This window comes from Stenotrophomonas sp. AC248 (genome assembly GCF_979258185.1).
Map to the genome: position 1 here is coordinate 2,791,794 of NZ_OZ409840.1, position 16,631 is coordinate 2,808,424.

Annotated in this window: 16 protein-coding genes; 9 read left to right on the plus strand and 7 right to left on the minus strand. The window is 68.1% G+C overall.

Going from position 1 to position 16,631, the window contains the following annotated elements; genetic code table 11:
* Positions 1–88: 88 nt before the first annotated feature.
* Positions 89–265, plus strand: coding sequence for a hypothetical protein (locus ACZ0AE_RS12735; RefSeq protein WP_181394068.1), 177 nt, complete (start codon positions 89–91; stop codon positions 263–265).
* Positions 266–528: 263 nt separating this feature from the next.
* Here the strand turns inward: ACZ0AE_RS12735 and ACZ0AE_RS12740 are convergent, their stop codons facing one another.
* The gene (locus tag ACZ0AE_RS12740) at positions 529–1,143 is read right to left on the minus strand and encodes a rhomboid family intramembrane serine protease (protein ID WP_463601306.1); all 615 of its coding nucleotides are present in this window, start codon (positions 1,141–1,143) and stop codon (positions 529–531) included.
* Between the two features lie 8 nt (positions 1,144–1,151).
* Positions 1,152–2,714: a POT-type proton-dependent oligopeptide transporter gene (locus ACZ0AE_RS12745; RefSeq protein ID WP_038687523.1), complete on the minus strand. Its 1,563-nt coding sequence runs from the start codon at positions 2,712–2,714 to the stop codon at positions 1,152–1,154.
* 173 nt (positions 2,715–2,887) lie between these two features.
* Between ACZ0AE_RS12745 and ACZ0AE_RS12750 the strand changes: the two genes are divergently transcribed.
* Positions 2,888–3,739, plus strand: a complete 852-nt coding sequence (locus tag ACZ0AE_RS12750) for an endonuclease/exonuclease/phosphatase family protein (RefSeq protein ID WP_425598305.1) — start codon at positions 2,888–2,890, stop codon at positions 3,737–3,739.
* Positions 3,740–3,818: 79 nt separating this feature from the next.
* On the opposite strand, the gene ACZ0AE_RS12755 is transcribed toward ACZ0AE_RS12750, so the two are convergent.
* The gene (locus ACZ0AE_RS12755) at positions 3,819–4,430 is read right to left on the minus strand and encodes a superoxide dismutase (protein WP_038692027.1); all 612 of its coding nucleotides are present in this window, start codon (positions 4,428–4,430) and stop codon (positions 3,819–3,821) included.
* A 247-nt stretch (positions 4,431–4,677) separates the two neighbouring features.
* Between ACZ0AE_RS12755 and ACZ0AE_RS12760 the strand changes: the two genes are divergently transcribed.
* Both ACZ0AE_RS12760 and ACZ0AE_RS12765 read left to right on the plus strand, forming a co-directional pair.
* Entirely contained in the window at positions 4,678–5,136 is a 459-nt protein-coding gene (locus ACZ0AE_RS12760) for a guanyl-specific ribonuclease (RefSeq protein WP_447594678.1), read from the plus strand.
* Positions 5,133–5,579, plus strand: coding sequence for a barstar family protein (locus ACZ0AE_RS12765; RefSeq protein WP_038687516.1), 447 nt, complete (start codon positions 5,133–5,135; stop codon positions 5,577–5,579). The genes ACZ0AE_RS12760 and ACZ0AE_RS12765 overlap by 4 nt, the downstream gene beginning before the upstream one ends.
* Positions 5,580–5,778: 199 nt before the next feature.
* Here ACZ0AE_RS12765 and ACZ0AE_RS12770 read toward each other — a convergent pair whose 3' ends face one another.
* Both ACZ0AE_RS12770 and ACZ0AE_RS12775 read right to left on the minus strand, forming a co-directional pair.
* A complete protein-coding gene (locus ACZ0AE_RS12770; RefSeq protein ID WP_463601307.1) occupies positions 5,779–7,530 on the minus strand; it encodes a hypothetical protein in 1,752 nt (583 codons plus the stop codon).
* Between the two features lie 9 nt (positions 7,531–7,539).
* Positions 7,540–8,139, minus strand: coding sequence for an NfuA family Fe-S biogenesis protein (locus tag ACZ0AE_RS12775; protein WP_038687513.1), 600 nt, complete (start codon positions 8,137–8,139; stop codon positions 7,540–7,542).
* A 102-nt stretch (positions 8,140–8,241) separates the two neighbouring features.
* On the opposite strand from ACZ0AE_RS12775, the gene ACZ0AE_RS12780 reads away from it, so the two are divergent.
* From ACZ0AE_RS12780 to zupT, 3 genes are all read left to right on the plus strand, one after another.
* Positions 8,242–8,583, plus strand: coding sequence for a 4a-hydroxytetrahydrobiopterin dehydratase (locus tag ACZ0AE_RS12780; protein WP_463601308.1), 342 nt, complete (start codon positions 8,242–8,244; stop codon positions 8,581–8,583).
* A gap of 4 nt (positions 8,584–8,587) precedes the next feature.
* A complete protein-coding gene (locus ACZ0AE_RS12785; protein ID WP_038687508.1) occupies positions 8,588–9,004 on the plus strand; it encodes an energy transducer TonB in 417 nt (138 codons plus the stop codon).
* Positions 9,005–9,104: 100 nt separating this feature from the next.
* Complete coding sequence (zupT, locus tag ACZ0AE_RS12790) at positions 9,105–9,914, plus strand: zinc transporter ZupT (protein WP_038687506.1); 810 nt, start codon at positions 9,105–9,107, stop codon at positions 9,912–9,914.
* Positions 9,915–10,154: 240 nt separating this feature from the next.
* Here zupT and ACZ0AE_RS12795 read toward each other — a convergent pair whose 3' ends face one another.
* Complete coding sequence (locus ACZ0AE_RS12795; protein WP_038687505.1) at positions 10,155–11,132, minus strand: RluA family pseudouridine synthase; 978 nt, start codon at positions 11,130–11,132, stop codon at positions 10,155–10,157.
* Between the two features lie 405 nt (positions 11,133–11,537).
* Between ACZ0AE_RS12795 and ACZ0AE_RS12800 the strand changes: the two genes are divergently transcribed.
* On the plus strand, positions 11,538–15,116 hold the full coding sequence (locus ACZ0AE_RS12800) for an Rne/Rng family ribonuclease (RefSeq protein WP_463601309.1): 3,579 nt from the start codon (positions 11,538–11,540) through the stop codon (positions 15,114–15,116).
* 91 nt (positions 15,117–15,207) lie between these two features.
* Positions 15,208–15,633, plus strand: a complete 426-nt coding sequence (locus ACZ0AE_RS12805) for a hypothetical protein (protein WP_463601310.1) — start codon at positions 15,208–15,210, stop codon at positions 15,631–15,633.
* A gap of 81 nt (positions 15,634–15,714) precedes the next feature.
* Here the strand turns inward: ACZ0AE_RS12805 and ACZ0AE_RS12810 are convergent, their stop codons facing one another.
* A complete protein-coding gene (locus ACZ0AE_RS12810; protein ID WP_463602094.1) occupies positions 15,715–16,629 on the minus strand; it encodes an endonuclease/exonuclease/phosphatase family protein in 915 nt (304 codons plus the stop codon).
* Positions 16,630–16,631: the final 2 nt, after the last annotated feature.

The window sequence follows — 16,631 nt, forward strand, 5'->3', positions numbered from 1 at the left end:
AGCCGATATCGGTAACGGACAGGGCGTGAAAGCTGGCACGAGTTTTGCGACACCTGCCTACCCGATCGTGCTCCACAAGGAGGTCCACATGGACAACGCACCTACCTCCCCCGCCCCTGGCGATGCCGACAGCTCGCTGCTGGAAGGTCTGTTCCAGCTGGCCGTGAATGGCCAGACCCAGAGCTGGGAATTCGACCAGATCGACAACGAGGTGTATGCCCGCCTGCTCAGCGCCTATGGTGCGGAAGGCAAGAAGGCCGCGTAAGCGGCCTGGGTCACGACCAACGGTCGTGACCTTCCGCGCGGTGGCGGCGAGGCGGCCCGATACATGCGTCACGACCAACGGTCGTGACCTACCCCGAACCGTACCCCGAATGCGTCGCGACCCACGGTCGTGACATGCCCGGTGGCGGCATACCGCCCCGGTACGCGCGTCTCGATCAACGGCCGTGACCTGCCGTCGGCTGCCGGTGACCCCGGTCCCGGCAGGTACCGACCGTTGGTCGGTACCCCAGGCGCAGGCTCAGCCTAGCGGAAGCTGGGGTTGCTCAGCACGTGCAGGAACTGCCCGAAGATCGCCGGGTGCATCGCCAGCAGGAAGATCACCCCGAACGCGGCACCGGCCAGGTGCGCGCTGTGGTTGATGCGGTCGCCGCCGCGCTTGTCCATCCAGATGCTGTAGCCCACGTAGAACACCGCGTAGACGATCGCCGGCGCCGGGATGAAGAACACGTAGATCAAGCTCCACGGGCTGACCAGGACGAAGGCGAACAGCACCGCCGACACCGCGCCCGACGCGCCCAGGCTGAGGTAGTTCGGGTTCTTCTGGTTCTTCAGGTAGCTGGGCAGGATCGACACCACCAGCGCCGCCAGATAGAACGCCGGATAGGTCAGGTAGCTGCCGGTCAGGTTGATCATCAACGACTCGATCTGGCCGCCGAAGAAGAACAGCGTGATCATGTTGAACGCCAGATGCGCCAGGTCCGCATGGATGAACCCGTAGGTCACCAGGCGGTCGTACTGGCGATGGCGGTCCACCGCCGGCGGCCACAGGATCAGGCGGTCGCCGAGTTTGCGGTTCTTGAAGGCCATCCACGACACGATGACGGTGATGGCGATCAACAGCAGATTGACGGGGGTCATGTCAGGGCTCAGGCCGTACGGTAGTTGTCGACCATACGATAGCGCCTGGCATACCAACCGAAGGCCAACGCCGCCACGAACGCGAAGCCGGCGAAGAAGAACATCAGGAACGCCGCCTGGCTCAGTCCGGTACTCGCGATCTGGTGGGTGACCGTGTCATTGCGCACCGCGGCGTTGGACAGCAGCACCCACAGGTTGCCGATGGTGGTGGTGAGGTTCCAGAAGCTCATCACCACGCCCTTCATCGCCTGCGGTGCCTGGCTGTAGGCAAACTCCAGGCCGGTGGCCGAGACCAGCACTTCGCCGAAGGTCAGCAGGGCGTAGGGCAGAATCTGCCAGAAGATGGACATGGCGTTGCCACCGTCCATCATCACCTGGATACCACCGATCGCTACCCAGGCAAGGCCACTGAAGGCGATACCAGCGGTCATCCGGCGCAGCGCGGTCGGCTCGAAGCCGAACCGGCGCAGGGTCGGGTACAGCACCAGATTGTTGAACGGGATGAGCAGCATCACCAGCGCAGGGTTCAACGCCTGCATCTGCGAGGCCGTGAACCAGCTCGGCATGACCATGTCCTTGCCCTGCAGGACCCAGGTCGAGGCCTTCTGGTCGAACAGCGAGAAGAACGGCGTGGTCAGCGCGAAGATCACCAGCACGCGCAGCACCGAGCGCACGCCCTCCACGGCCTCGGCCGGGTGCACCGCGCGGGCGCGGTCCAGCTGGAGCCAGGTACCGCCACCGATACCGGCCAGCAGCAGGACCAGCGCGATGCACAGGCAGATCACGATGCCCAGGCTGCCCACCAGACCCATCGAAGCCACGGCCAGCACCGCACCGAGAATGGCCAGGGTACGACCCGGACGGCCCTTGCCCGGCACCTGCGCGGTCAGCGCGGTACGCACCACGTTGCCGAACGAATGCGGATCCTTCGGCGGCAGGGGCACCAGCACATACCGCTTGCGGCCCATCCAGAACACGAGGGTGGCCACGAACATCAGGATGCCCGGGATGCCGAACGCCCAGGACGGACCGAGGTTCTTCAGCGCCAACGGGATCAGCAGCGAGGCGAACAGCGAGCCGAAGTTGATGATCCAGTAGAACGCTTCGAACACCACCTTGGCCAGATGCTTGTTGCTCTGGTCGAACTGGTCGCCCATGAACGACGCCACCAGCGGCTTGATGCCGCCGGCACCCAGCGCGATCAGGCCCAGACCGACGAAGAAGCCCTGGCGACTGTCCTCAAAGAAGGCCAGGCAGGCGTGACCGGCACAGTAGATCAGGCTGAACCACAGGATGGTGTGGTACTTGCCGAAGAACTTGTCGGCCAGCCAGCCACCGAGCAGCGGGAAGAAGTACACGCCGATCATGAAGCTGTGCATGATGTCCTTGGCCTCGGCCTCTCTCGCCGGGTCGAGCACTTCCTGCAGCAGCAGCGAAGTGATCAGGAACTGCACCAGGATGTTGCGCATCCCGTAGAAACTGAACCGTTCGCAGGCCTCGTTGCCAATGATGTACGGAATCTGGCGCGGCATTCTTCCCTTGCCTGCGCTGGCGGCTGCGATCGTGCTCATCCTATGGGGCTGTCCTGCGAATACGAAAGGGCGCGAGCTTACCGGAACCCCTACGCCCACGCACGCTGCGCTCCTACATGACAGCGCGCCACGGACATGGCAGGCAAACGCGTCAAATCGCGGCGGAAGTCACGAAGCGTCGACGGACAAAGCGTAAACTTATCGTTATGCGCATGATCTCCACTGCTGTCACGGGACGTTGGCCGGGCTGGTTGCTGCTCATGCTCTGGGCCGCCTCGGCGGCGCAGGTGCAGGCGCGCCAGGCCGACCCCGGTCCGCGCCTGCTCAAGGTGGCCACGCTGGAGCTGCCCACCCTGGACGAAGGGCAATGGGAGCAACGCCGCGACCAGGTGCTGCAGATGCTCGAGACACTGCAGCCGGACGTCATCGCGGTCCAGCGCGTCATGCAGGCGCAGGGCCGCAACCCGGCCTGCTGGCTGGCCACCCGGCTGCGCTACAGCTGCGATTTCGTCACCGCCGACCCGCCCAGCCAGGCGCTTCGCCATGGCAGCGCCATGCTGACCCGGCTGCCGGTCAGCGAAGACGGCGTCACCCTGCTGCACCCGCCGGGGCAGTTCAGCGCGGCCGGGATGTTGCGGGTGAAGCTGCAGGAAGAGCTGATCAACATCTATGTGGCACGGCTACGCCCGGACCCGGACGAACCGGAGGTACGCCGCCACCAGAGCAGCGACCTGATGACCTGGATCGGCGCTACGGCCGAAGGGCTGCCCTCGCTGATCGCCGGCGACTTCTCAGCCGATACCGCCGAACTGGTGCGCAGCGCCCCCGGCTTCCAGCCCGCGCGGCGCAACCCCGGCGAGCGGGTCGATCCACCCTCGGTGGCCGGCAGCGCGCGCGGCCATGGGCTGGACGTGCTGTTCCAAGTCAAGCATTTCGAGGGCATCGGGCAACAGGCCCTGAAGCTGCCCGCCGCCGACGGCACGGTGCCCGACAAGGGCGCGCTGCGGCTGGGGGTGATGGCTACGTTGCGGCTGCAGTCGCCGGTACCCGCCAGCGCGCCCTGATCCACCTGGCGCGGCGCCCCAAACGAAAACGGCCAGGCATTGCTGCCTGGCCGTTTTGTCATGCTAGCGACGGTATCGCTCAGGCGATCGCGGCCTGGTAACGACGCTCGACTTCGTTCCAGTCGACCACGTTGAAGAACGCGCCGATGTATTCCGGGCGACGGTTCTGGTACTTCAGGTAGTAGGCGTGTTCCCAGACGTCCAGCGCCAGGATCGGCGTGTTGCCGTCCATCAGCGGGCTGTCCTGGTTGGCGCTGCTTTCCACCACCACCTTCTTGTCGGGGGTGACGCTCAGCCATGCCCAGCCACTGCCGAAGCGGGTCAGTGCGGCCTTGGTGAAGGCTTCCTTGAACTTCTCGAAGCCACCCAGCTGCGACTCGATGGCCTTGCCCACGTCGCCCACCGGTGCGCCGCCGCCGTTGGGCGACATCACGGTCCAGAACAGGCTGTGGTTGGCGTGGCCGCCACCGTTGTTGCGCACCGGACCCTGCAGGTTCTCCGGCAGCGACTTGGTCTTCTTCACCAGTTCTTCGATCGGCAGGTCGGCGAACTCGGTGCCTTCCAGCGCGGCGTTGACGTTGTTGATGTAGGTCTGGTGGTGCTTGGTGTGATGGATTTCCATCGTGGCCGCGTCGATATTCGGCTCAAGTGCGTCGTAGGCGTAGGACAGCTTGGGGAGGGTATAGGCCATGTGGTTCTCCTGGTAGCTCACTCACCCGGCGAAGACCGGGCGTTGCGCTGACGATGATGGGGATGGCCGACAAGCTTACCAAGGCCCATGTAAAGGAAACTTGGTCCTGCGCATGCCGGTTCTACACACGGTGTTACGCACCGGTGACGGCAACGCGCGGCGGGGCGGCGCTGTTCGGCTGCGCCTCATCGCCGGATACGCGCTTGGCGGTACAGTAGCGGCTGTCTTCCCTGGCCCGCCCTGCCCCATGCGCAAGCCCCTTCTGTTGCTGCTCGCCATTGTGCTGCTGATCGGCGGCCTGGCTGCGGTCAAGCTGATGCAGCGTCCGCCACCGCCGCAGTTCGCCCCTTCGTTGTCGCAACCGATCGAGGCCGCACCGGCGGCGGCAGCGGCGCGCACGCCCGCACACGACCCGCTGCCCCCGTTCCTGCCGGCCGAGGCGCGCGCCACCATCGCGCTGATCCAGCGCGGCGGTCCGTTCCCGCACCGCCAGGACGGCAGCGTGTTCGGCAACCGCGAGCAGCGCCTGCCGCCGCGTCCACGCGGCTACTACCACGAGTACACCGTCGACACCCCCGGTGCCGGCAATCGCGGTGCGCGTCGCATCGTCACCGGCGGCACCCCGCCCACCGGCTGGTTCTACACCGACGACCACTACGAAACATTCCGCAGTTTTGATGTACCACCGGCCGGGAGCTGGCAATGAACCACGACGCATTCGAATTGGGCCTGCACGACATCAACAACGCCGGCGTGTACGCCATCGGCAACGGCGACGTGGGCCCGCTGTCGGCGGCGATGCGCGATGCCGGCCTGCGCGTGGTCCAGATCGACCTGGACGGCTGCCAGGACAAGCGCACGCTGCTCATGCGGCTGGCTGCGCGCCTGGATTTCCCGACCGGCTTCGGCGGCAACTGGGATGCACTGACGGACAACCTGCGCGACCTGGCCTGGCTGCCGGCCAACGGCTATGCGCTGCTCTTCAATGATGCCGATGCACTGCGCGCGCAGGCTGGCGCCGACTTCGACACGCTGCTGGAGGTGCTCGACGAAGCCAGCCGCTTCTGGAGCGAAAGCAACGTGCCGTTCTGGGCGTTCGTGGCGCTGCAGGATGCAGACGTGGAACTGGACGCGGACCCCGCGCCGTAACCCGCACCCGGGTAGAGCCACGCCATGCGTGGCTGCCAGGCGCCATCACCTCATCCGGTAGAGCCACGCCATGCGTGGCTGTGACCCACCATCGCCCCATCCGGTAGAGCCACGCCATGCGTGGCTGTGATGCGCCGTGACGCCTGACCCGGGCGGCAGCCACCCATGGGGTGGCTCTACCCGCCGCTGAGGCTGCGCCTCAGCGGCTGCCGTTGTCGTCCTGCAGCTCTCTCTTGAACGGAATATCCGGCGGCGGGCGCGCCACGGCCGGCTGGTCCTGCATGTTCGGATCGCTCAGGCCACAGCCGCCGCCGAACTGGAGGATGGACACCACGCACGAGATCGACGAGCTGGTGCCCGGGATCGGGATCTCCACCGACTTGATGCCCTTGCGCACCCACTCGGCCAGCAACGATTCGTTGGGCGCCCAGTATTTCTCGAACGAGGTCGGGGTGTAGTCGTACGGCGGCCGCTTGAGCCACGTGCCGGACTGGGCGATGCGCTCCTTGGTCCAGCCGTCCTTGTCGCCACCGGGCGCGCCGCGCTCGGCCGCGCCCTTTCCGTCCTGGCCGGCCACGCGCACGCTGCCGTCGGCATTGAACAGGCTGCCACCACTGGCGCCGGTCGCGCTCACCGCGCGGCCGTTGAGGTCACGGTCCTGCGGGTGGTTGGCGGCCGCCCAGTCGTCACCGCGACGCGACGCGGCCCAGTTGCCCGGATCCGCAGCCGGCTTGGCCGGCGACGGACTCGGCGTGGCCGGTGCCGTGCTCGTGGCGCTGTTGGTGCTGGGCGCAGGGGTGGAACGCGGCGCGGTCGCCGTGGATGCGCTGGCCGGGGCGGTGGTGGGGGTCGGCGGCGCCGGGCGCGGGGTGGCATTGGGCACCGCCCGTTCGCGCACGGCCACCTGGGCCGGCGATGGCGCCGGGACGCTCAGGTCGCGCTGCGGCATGCGCGCCACTGCCACCGGGGGCGTCAGCAACGGCTGCACCTGGCGCTCGCGCACCTGCACCTCACGCTGCGGCAGCGGCACATCCACGCGCGGGCCGGGCACCACCACAGGCGGGGCCGGCGCCTCGACCACGCTGACCTCGCGCTCGCGCACCGTCAGCTCGGGCGTGCGCAGCTGCGGCTCGGTGGGGCGCGGCGTCGCCACGTTGGCACGCGGCGACGGGGCCTCCACGGTGGCAACCGTGCGCTCACGCACCGCGATGTCCTGCGGATCGCGCGGTACCACGCGCACCTCGGTGCGCACCGCGCTGGGCGGTGGCACCACGAAATCGGTGGTGGCCTGCGCCACGTCGGTGGCCTGCAGCGGCTGTTCCGGGGTGGGCGTGGCGGGGCTGGGCGGCGCCGGCTGCGGCTCGCTGGCCGGCGGCGGGTTGGCACGCGGCTGCGGCGTGGACGCCGTGGCCGCCGCCGTCGGTTCGGCCTGCGGCGTCGGAGGCTGTGGCTGCGCGGTGTCCGGCGTCGCCTCGACCGGTGTCGGCGCGGGGGCCTGGCCACCGTCGTCCTGCTGTGGCGTGCCACGCCCCACCAGCGACACCTGCACGCGGCCACTTTCGCCGCCCTGCGCCGGCACCACCGGCGGCCGAATCAGCGCCACCCACAGCAGCAGCGCGGCAAACAGCACGTGCAGCAGCAGGCTGATCGTGGCCGAGCTCCAGCGCATCCAGCGCTGGTCGCGCGGGGCCGGTTCCCAGCCTTGCCACAGCAGGCGCCGCAGCGATTGCACGAACCCCAGCTGCGGCAGCCGCCCGGTGGACACCGGCAACGGGCGCCCGATCAGTGCGGCAATGACCTCGCTGGAACGAAACGGGCGCGGCAGCGGACTGAGCGCGCGCAGCCACAGGCCCCACCCGTAGGGAAGGCCCGTGGTTTTCTCAAGGATGCGGTTGTCCGGCTGGCGTGCCAGCAGCCAATCGAGGATGTCGTCGGCCCGGCGCAGTGGCACGCAGCGCGATCAGGCGGCCGTGCCGCGCGGGATATACGGCGCGTCGCCACTGTCGTGGTCGGTCGCGTCGCGTACCGCGGTGATCCCGGGCACCCGGCCCATCAGGGTTTTTTCGATGCCCTGCTTGAGGGTCACATCGGCCATGCCGCAGCCCTGGCAGCCGCCACCGAAGCGCAGCAGCACCACACCATCGGCGGACACTTCCTGCACCGCCACCTTGCCGCCGTGGGAGGCCAGCTGCGGGTTCACTTCGTTCTCCACCACCCAGCGCACGCGTTCGACCAGCGAATTGGCCTCGCCCGGGGCTTCGCCCTTGATCTTCGGCGCCTTGATGGTCAGCTGCTGGCTGCCGGTGGCGTTGCTGACGATGTCGATCTCGGCACCGTCGAGCCAGCCCACGCTGGGCGCATCCACGAACAGGGTGAAGCCATCGCAGTCCACCGCCCATTCGTCGCCGAGCAGTTGGGCAGGCTCGGCAAACTCCAGCCGGGCATCGGCGCGGGGGGTGCCCGCATCGACGGCGCTCAGGCGCACGCCCATGCCGGGCACGGCCTCACGCTCGATCAGCTTGCGGAAATAGGTTTGGGCGGTGTCGGATATCTGGATCATCGGGCTATTCTAGCGGCTTACATGTTATGCGCTCATTCGGTTTATACATTGGCCGGCGCATCGTTCAGTCATCTTGCTAGAACACTGGGAGTGGAGGATTTCATGGCCGACCTGATTCCGCTGGCGCGGGCGCGCTGCGTGCCGCGCAAGGGCAGCGACCACAAGCTGGGCGAGGCCCGGGTGGCCGAACTGCTGGCCCAGGTGCCCGGCTGGGAGCTGGCCGAACACGGCCTGGCGCTCACCCGCACCTTCCGCTTCGACAACTACCACGGAACCATGGCGTTCGTGAACGCCCTGGCCTGGGTAGCCCACCGCGAAGACCACCACCCCGACCTGGGCGTGCATTACGACCGGGCCGTGGTGCGCTTTTCCACCCACGACGTGGGTGGCCTGAGCGAAAACGACTTCATCTGCGCAGCGAAGGCTTCGGCCCTGACGGAGTGACCCCATGAAACTGCAGTCCCTCGTGTTGTCCAGCATCGCCCTTGCCGCCCTCGCCGGCTGCAACAAGCCGGCCGAGCCCGCCACCCCGGTGGCCGCGCCGACCGAAGTGGCCGCCGTGAAGACCCCGCCGCCGCAGTACCCGATCGAACTGGCCTGCCAGGGCATCGGCGGCACCAGCACCTTCAAGGTGGTGATCGCCGCCAACGGCAAGCCCGGTGAAGTGGCGCTGGTGAGCGGCAGCGGCAACGCCCAGCTCGACGCCCAGGCCAAGACGGCGGTGGAAGGCTGGGAGTTCAAGGCGGCCACCCGCGCCGGCCAGACGGTGTCCACCACCATCCAGGTACCGGTGAGCTTCAACCCGCCGCAGCCCAAGCCGGACGAGTGCTTCGCGGTGGAAGAGCGGCTTCGCCGCGGCGGTTGAGTCCGCCCTGATCCGAGGTCAGCCAGCGCCAGCCTCCCCTTACCGCGCCCCGGTGAACCCCACCGGGGCGCGTTGCACTTCTCCAAGGACGCTGTAGCGCATGCTCGAAATTTCCGCTGAAAATGTCTGGGTCGCGCTTGGCGTGACGCTGGCCGCCGGCCTGGCCACGGGCCTGGGCAGCCTGATGGTGCTGTTCTCGCGACGGCCCAACCCCCGGCTGCTGGCCTTCGGGCTGGCCTTTGCCGGCGGTGCGATGGTGTTCGTGTCGCTTACCGAGATCCTGAACAAGGCGATCGATTCGTTCACCCAGGCCTACGATGCCCGGCTGGGCTTCGCCTACGGCACGGCCGCGTTCCTGGCCGGGGTGCTGCTGATCGTGGTGATCGACCACCTGATCCCGAACCCGCACGAAAGCCTGGACAAGCAGGACCCGGTCTTCCGCGACAACAACAAGGCCTACATCAAGCGGGTGGGCCTGCTGACCGCGATCGCGATCACCGCGCACAACTTTCCCGAGGGCCTGGCCACGTTCTTTGCCACGCTGGAAAGCCCGTCGGTGGGCATGCCGCTGGCGTTCGCCATCGCCATCCACAACATTCCCGAAGGCATTGCCATCGCGGTGCCGGTGTATTTCGCCACCCAGAACAAGTGGTATGCCTTCGGCGCCAGCCTGCTGTCGGGCCTGGCCGAGCCGGTCGGCGCGGCCATCGGCTACTTCGCGCTGTCGGGCATGCTCAACCACGCCACGTTCGGCTGGGTGTTCGGCCTGATCTCGGGGGTGATGGTGTTCCTGGCCCTGGACGAACTGCTGCCGGCGGCCAAGCGCTACGCCAAGGGCCACGAAACCGTGTACGGCCTGGTGGCCGGCATGGGCAGCCTGGCGATCAGCCTGGTGCTGTTCAAGTGGTGAGGCCGGGGCTATAACCCGATAACGCGGGCCCGGTAGTGCCGGCCGCTGGCCGGCTCCTCCATATGTCGATCGAGACGGTGCAGAGCCGGCCAGCGGCCGGCACTACCGATACGTGTCGATCGAGACGGTGCAGAGCCGGCCAGCGGCCGGCACTACCGACACATGTCGATCGAGACGGTGCAGAGCCGGCCAGCGGCCGGCACTACCGATGCGGGCGGGGGTAGCCGGGCAGATCCGGCTTTACTTCAACCGGTTCAGCACCTCGGTCAGCTCGTCGGCCAGCGGCGCGTTGAGCAGGTACGGGGTCTTGCCGGCGTCCAGGGCGAACTCCAGCGAGGCGGCGTGCAGGAACAGGCGCTTGAGCCCGATTTGGTCACGAAGCCGCTTGTTGACGTCCGGATCGCCGTACTTGTCGTCACCGGCCACCGGATGGCCCAGATGCTGGGCATGCACGCGGATCTGGTGGGTGCGGCCGGTTTCGATGCGGACCTCGCAGTACGAATGCCCGCCCTTGCGCTCCAGCACCTTGAAGTGGCTGATCGACTCCTTGCCGATCGGGTTGACCTGCACGTGGCGCTCCCCGCCCTGGCGCAGCCCCACATGCAACGGCGCATCCACCGTCATGGTGCCATCGGGCATGCGCCCGACCAGCAGGGTCAGGTAGTGCTTGCGGATGCCCGAACCGTGGTCTTCGCGCAGCAGCGCCTGCAGCTCGCTCAGCGCCGAACGCTTCTTGGCCACGATCAGCAGGCCCGACGTGTCGCGGTCCAACCGGTGTACCAGTTCCAAGGTCTTGCCGGGGCGCAGCGCACGCAGCGTCTCGATCGCACCGAAGCTGATCCCGCTGCCGCCGTGGCTGGCCACGCCGGACGGCTTGTTCAGCGCCAGCAGCCGATCGTCTTCGAACACGATGGCATCTTCCAGCCGTTTCATGAACGCGGCGGGCGGACCGGCCTTGTCGCCTTCCTCGGTGAGACGAACCGGCGGTACCCGGACCTCGTCGCCCGGCTCCAGCTTGCGCTCGGCCTTGGCACGGCCGCCGTTGACCCGGACCTGGCCACTGCGCACCAGCTTGTAGATCAGGCTGCGTGGCGCACCCTTGAGCTGGCCGAGCAGGAAGTTGTCCAGGCGCTGCCCGGCGCGGTCGGCCGGGACGGTGATGATACGTACGCTGGTCATGGCTTCAGCGGCTTTGGGGGTGGGCTCGGTAACGGTCATTGGCCTTTTATTCTGTTACACTCGGCATGCGAGATAAGGGATTGATTTCGTTGGAAGTTGCTCTGGGCCAGAAGCCCGACTTCCCGCGATTCCGGCACAGTGCGCAGCCACCGCCCCCGGGGCGGCCATGTTAGCGGCTCACCGGCGGTCCCGGCCATCGCCGGATGCCTGACAAGCGTCTGTGCTGAAAAACATGTCCCTGTGGCGCTCCAGCCTGGCTGACAGCTGCCTCCGGCCCGTAACACCCAAACCAAAACAAATGAAGCGCTCCCGCGGGCTGCCGTGGTGTTGTAGCGCTGGAAACCCAAGCCGCCCTCCCCGCGCCTGCGCGATGGGCGTCGAAGCGTGACCAGAAGCGAAACCCCATGGTGTTCCGCGCGGTAGCAGCGCGCGAGGAACCCAACAATGAAGCGAATGCTGATCAATGCCACGCAGGCTGAAGAGCTGCGGGTAGCCATCGTGGATGGCCAGACGCTGTACGACATCGACATCGAACAGCCGTCCAAGGAACAGAAGAAGTCGAACATCTACAAGGGTCGCATCACGCGCCTTGAACCGTCGCTGGAAGCGGCCTTCGTCGAATACGGCGGCGAACGCCACGGCTTCCTGCCGCTGAAGGAAATCTCGCGCGATTACTTCGCTGCGGGCGTGGACCACAACAAGGCCGGCATCCGCGAACTGCTGCGTGAAGGCCAGGAAGTGGTTGTCCAGGTCGACAAGGAAGAGCGTGGCAACAAGGGCGCGGCCCTGACCACGTTCATCTCCCTGGCCGGCCGCTACATGGTCCTGATGCCGAACTCGCCCACCGCCGGCGGCGTGTCGCGTCGCATCGAGGGTGAAGACCGCGCCGCGCTGAAGGAAGCGCTGGACAAGCTGGACATCCCCGACGACATGGGCGTGATCATCCGCACCGCCGGCGTCGGCCGCGATGCCGAAGAGCTGCAGTGGGATCTGGATTACCTGCTGCAGGTGTGGAAGTCGATCGCCGAAGCGGCGCTGACCAAGCCGGCCTCCTTCCTGATCTACCAGGAATCGCGCCTGATCGTGCGCGCCCTGCGTGACTACCTGCGCGCCGACGTCGGCGAGATCCTGGTGGACACCCAGGAACTGTACGAGACCGCCCGCGAGTTCATGCAGCAGGTGATGCCGCAGACCCTGCGCAAGCTCAAGCACTACACCGACGACATCCCGCTGTTCAACCGCTTCCAGATCGAATCGCAGATCGAAGGCGCGTATGAGCGCAACGTGCGCCTGCCGTCCGGCGGCTCGATCGTGGTCGACCAGACCGAGGCGCTGACCGCCATCGACGTCAACTCCTCGCGCGCCACCAAGGGCAGCGACATCGAGGACACCGCGTTCCAGACCAACCTGGAAGCGGCCGAAGAAGTGGCCCGCCAGCTGCGCCTGCGCGACCTGGGCGGCCTGGTGGTCATCGATTTCATCGACATGGCCTCCAACAAGCACCAGCGCGAAGTTGAAAACCGCCTGCAGAACGCGCTCAAGTACGACCGTGCGCGCGTGCAGCTGGGCCGCATTTCGCGCTTTGGCCTGATGGAAATGAGCCGCCAGCGCCTGCGCCCGAGCCTGGGCGAATCCAGCCAGATCGTGTGCCCGCGTTGCGACGGCCATGGCCGCATGCGCAGCGTCGAGTCGCTGTCGCTGTCGATCATCCGCGTGGCTGAAGAGCATGCGATGAAGGAGAACACCGGGCAGGTGCTGGTCCAGGCCCCGGTCGAGATCGCCAACTACCTGCTCAATGAAAAGCGCAGCGCCCTGCGCGAGATCGAACAGCGCCATGACGCGCCGATCGTGATCGTCGCCGACGAACAGCTGCACACCCCGCATTACGAAGTGACCCGCCTGCGCGACAACGAGCTGGGCGAAGAAAGCGGCAAGCCGAGCTACCAGCGCGGCACCCCGCGCAAGCTGCCGGTGCACGCCCTGACCAAGGCCCAGCTGAACATCCCGGTGGCCCCGGTGGTGACCCAGGTCAAGCACAGCCAGCCGGCGCCGATCCGCGAAGCCCCGGAACCGGAAGCCGCGCCCGCACCGGTCGCTGCCCCGGCCCCGGTGGCCGCACCGGCCGCCACCGGCGTGGTGGGCTGGCTCAAGCGCATCTTCGGTGGCGAACCGGCCCCGGCCGCTGCCCCGCCGGCGAACGCACGCCAGGCCCAGGACGGCAACCGCAACAACCGCAACAAGGATCGCAACAAGGACCGCACTGGCGGCCGCCGCGATGAACGTGGTGGCGAGCGCAACGGCAATGGCGGCGCACAGGCGCAGGGCCAGGGTCGTGGCAAGGACCGCGGTGAACGTGGCGAGCGTGGCGAACGCGGTGGCAAGAACGAGCGTCGCGACGAGCGCCGCCAGGACGTGGCCGCACCGGTGGCCGGCAATGCCGCGCAGGTGCAGGCACCGGGCCAGGCCAAGCCGCGCAACGAACAGCAGCCCAAGCAGCCGCGCAATGAGCAGCAGCCGAAGCTGAAGCAGAAGCAGAACCCGCAGCAGCCCAGGCAGCAGGGCGATGCCGACAAGGCCGTGGCCAGCGACAAGCCGGCACGCCAGCCGCAGGCCGATGCGCCGAAGCCGGGCAACACGACCGCGCCGGTTGCCGATGCGGCACTGGTGACCGCCGCTGCCGTGGGCGTGGCCGAGGCCGCCGCTCCGTACGCCGCCGCGCAGGACAGCGCGCAGACCGCGGCCGCCGTGGACGAGGCACAGGTCGCCACCGGCGAGAACGGTGAACAGACCGACGCCCCGGGCACCGGCGATGACGCCAATGGCGAAGGCGGCTCGCGCCGTCGTCGCGGCCGTCGCGGTGGCCGTCGTCGTCGTCGTGGCAATGGCGAGCAGGCTGCCGGCAGCGATGGTCTGAACGATGACGCCGGTCTGGATGATGACGGCGACAGCGACGACCAGGATGGCGACCAGGACGGTGGCGACACCGCCCAGGCCCCGCGTCCGGCGGCCGGCAATGGCCAGCCGCAGCCGGAGTTCGAGTTCGACGACGAAACCGCTGCTGCGCCCGCCGCCGCACCGGTCCAGGCGCCGCGCCCGGCACCCGTTGCTGCTCCGGTGGCCGCAGTTGCCGCCGCCGCACCGGTGGCCGTGGTCAGCAGCCCGGTCGTGACCGCCGGTCACAGCGAAGCCGCCCCGGAGGCCCCGCAGGCGCCGGCCGAGAAGCCCGCCCCGTCCTACACCGACCGCGTGCCGTTCGTGGAATCGCCGATGCCGGCACCGCCGATGGTCGACGCCGCCAAGCCGGTGCAGGCTGCGCCGGTGGTCGACGCGCCGAAGGTTGCTGACGCTGCCCCGGCTGTTGAAGCGCCGAAGGCGGTTGAGGCCGCTCCGGTGGTGGAAGCGCCGAAGGTTGCTGAGGCTGCCCCGGTTGCCGCCGCACCGAAGCCGGTTGAAGCCGCCCCGGTGGTTGATGCGCCGAAGGCTGCTGAAGCCGCTCCGGTTGCTGCCGCGCCGAAGGCTGTCGAAGCCGCCCCGGTTGTTGAAGCACCCAAGGCTGTTGAAGCCGCCCCGGTCGTTGAAGCACCGAAGGCGGTTGAGGCTGCCCCGGTGGCCGCAGCACCGAAGGCTGTTGAAGCTGCACCGGTCGTCGAAGCACCGAAGGCCGTTGAAGCCGCCCCGGTTGTCGACGCGCCGAAGCCGGTGGAAACCGCCCCCGTCGCCGTGACCGCCGATGCGGGCCAGGCCGGTCGCCCCGTGCAGTCGAGCATGCTCGATGCCGTCGACCCGACCCAGCCGGCACCGGAGAAGGCCGCACCGGCACCGGCCGCCCGCACCGAGGCCGCCCCGGCTGCCCCGGTCGTGCATAACGGCCAGCTGTTCGGCAATGCAGGCAGCGACACCCCCGCCAGCACCGACGCTGCCGCACAGGCTGCCCAGGCCGAAGCCCGCGATGACATCCCCACCGATGTCGCGCAGGCCGAAGAAGCTGGCAAGCCGGATCAGGACAAGCACGACAAGGCCTGATCCCGCGCCAGTGGGAACGTAGCAAACAGACAGCGGCCTTCGGGCCGCTGTCTGCGTTTGGGCCGCCCGTGTGCTGTGGCATGCTCGGCGCATGAATCGACGCCTTCGCCTTCGCCTCACGCCCTGCGCCGCGATGCTGGTGCTGCCGTCGGCCTGCCAACCCGACCCTGTGCCACTCAGTGACGCGGCCATCGCGGTACGCGATGCCGCGCCGGAAGACCTGTTCGTAGGCCGGCTGCAGAACGTGGACGTCGAACTGCTGGTGAAGGACTGCAAGATCTTCCGGGTGGCGCGCGGACCCGAACAGGCGGTCGCCCTCACCGAAGTGCTGGCACCGCCGCCCTACCCGTTTTTCACCGACTGCCAGCGGCAATCATTGCGCCACGAAGACGGCCCGGTGGTTGCGGTGCTGGGGCGCATGGCGTTCGGCGCCGGCGGGTGCTGCGCCACCTGCGGCACCTGGCGCACGCGCGACGGCCAGACGTGGGAGAAGATCAGCGAGCACACCCTCCCGTAGCGCAGGCATAGGTACCCACCGTTGGTGGGTACACACGTGCAGCGAAGGGGCAGCCACGCACGGCGTGGCTCTACCTCGCACTCAGGGCGTGGTGGCGGCCGGGCTGCCCGGACTGGGCGCGAACTGCAGGCGCGTCCATACACCGTAGTGGTCCGACGCCCAGCGCCCTTCGGCGTAAGGCTGGTCGAACAGGATCCGCGCCTCGCGCGCGAGCAGGCGGTCCTGCTGGAAGAAAATGTGGTCGATGCGCGACGGGGCTTCGTAGTAGTGCCGGTTGAGCGTGCTCACCTGGGCCAGCTCGTTGTTGACGTGCACGCTGCCGAAGCTGTCGCCGTAGTGGTTGCGCAGCGCGCTCAGATCGCCCGCATCCACCAGCGCGTTGAAGTCACCGGCGATCACCACCGGCGCCGTGCCCGAGGTGGTCGCAATGAATTTCAACAGGTCGGCCACCTGCTCGCCGCGGATGCGGCTGCCGCTGTCATCGGAACGCTCGTTCAGATGCGTGGCATAGACGTTGACCGGCTGGCCGTCGACATCGATGCGCAGGTGCGCCACCGTGCGGTAGTCGCCCAGCGGTGCCAGCAGGTGGTCATTGCGCGCCAGCACCGGGCGCCGGGTCAGCAGCGCATTGCCATAGCGTTTGAAGCGGCCGGGCGGATCGGTGGAGACGAACTGGTAGTCGTAGCCGAGCTTGCGCGCCAACCACGCGGCCTGGTTGCGCACGTGCGGCTTCTGGATCACTTCCTGCAGGGCAATCGCATCGGGGCGCAGCGCCTGCAGTTCGCGCAGGATCACCTTGCGCCGCGCAGGCCAGTCTTCGCGGTCGTGGTGCAGGTTGAAGGTGACCATGCTCATGCCCGGCGCAGCGCTCGTCGACGCCGCGGGTGCCGGGGTGACGGCGACGGGTTCGGCAGCCAGGGCGACGCCGGCCAGCAAGGCCGCCGATGCCAGCAGCCCGGCCATGCCACGGCGAAGCCACGCGCGATAAAGATGCATGT

Bases quoted from the DNA above. Each gene is read 5' to 3' on its own strand.
- ACZ0AE_RS12750 (WP_425598305.1), top strand. From the start codon at position 2,888: ATGATCTCCACTGCTGTCACGGGACGTTGGCCGGGCTGGTTGCTGCTC.
- ACZ0AE_RS12760 (WP_447594678.1), top strand. From the start codon at position 4,678: ATGCGCAAGCCCCTTCTGTTGCTGCTCGCCATTGTGCTGCTGATCGGC.
- ACZ0AE_RS12740 (WP_463601306.1), bottom strand. From the start codon at position 1,143: ATGACCCCCGTCAATCTGCTGTTGATCGCCATCACCGTCATCGTGTCG.
- ACZ0AE_RS12765 (WP_038687516.1), top strand. From the start codon at position 5,133: ATGAACCACGACGCATTCGAATTGGGCCTGCACGACATCAACAACGCC.
- ACZ0AE_RS12810 (WP_463602094.1), bottom strand. From the start codon at position 16,629: ATGCATCTTTATCGCGCGTGGCTTCGCCGTGGCATGGCCGGGCTGCTG.
- ACZ0AE_RS12800 (WP_463601309.1), top strand. From the start codon at position 11,538: ATGAAGCGAATGCTGATCAATGCCACGCAGGCTGAAGAGCTGCGGGTA.
- ACZ0AE_RS12735 (WP_181394068.1), top strand. From the start codon at position 89: ATGGACAACGCACCTACCTCCCCCGCCCCTGGCGATGCCGACAGCTCG.
- ACZ0AE_RS12775 (WP_038687513.1), bottom strand. From the start codon at position 8,139: ATGATCCAGATATCCGACACCGCCCAAACCTATTTCCGCAAGCTGATC.
- ACZ0AE_RS12805 (WP_463601310.1), top strand. From the start codon at position 15,208: ATGAATCGACGCCTTCGCCTTCGCCTCACGCCCTGCGCCGCGATGCTG.
- ACZ0AE_RS12755 (WP_038692027.1), bottom strand. From the start codon at position 4,430: ATGGCCTATACCCTCCCCAAGCTGTCCTACGCCTACGACGCACTTGAG.
- ACZ0AE_RS12795 (WP_038687505.1), bottom strand. From the start codon at position 11,132: ATGACCGTTACCGAGCCCACCCCCAAAGCCGCTGAAGCCATGACCAGC.
- ACZ0AE_RS12780 (WP_463601308.1), top strand. From the start codon at position 8,242: ATGGCCGACCTGATTCCGCTGGCGCGGGCGCGCTGCGTGCCGCGCAAG.
- ACZ0AE_RS12785 (WP_038687508.1), top strand. From the start codon at position 8,588: ATGAAACTGCAGTCCCTCGTGTTGTCCAGCATCGCCCTTGCCGCCCTC.
- ACZ0AE_RS12745 (WP_038687523.1), bottom strand. From the start codon at position 2,714: ATGAGCACGATCGCAGCCGCCAGCGCAGGCAAGGGAAGAATGCCGCGC.
- zupT (WP_038687506.1), top strand. From the start codon at position 9,105: ATGCTCGAAATTTCCGCTGAAAATGTCTGGGTCGCGCTTGGCGTGACG.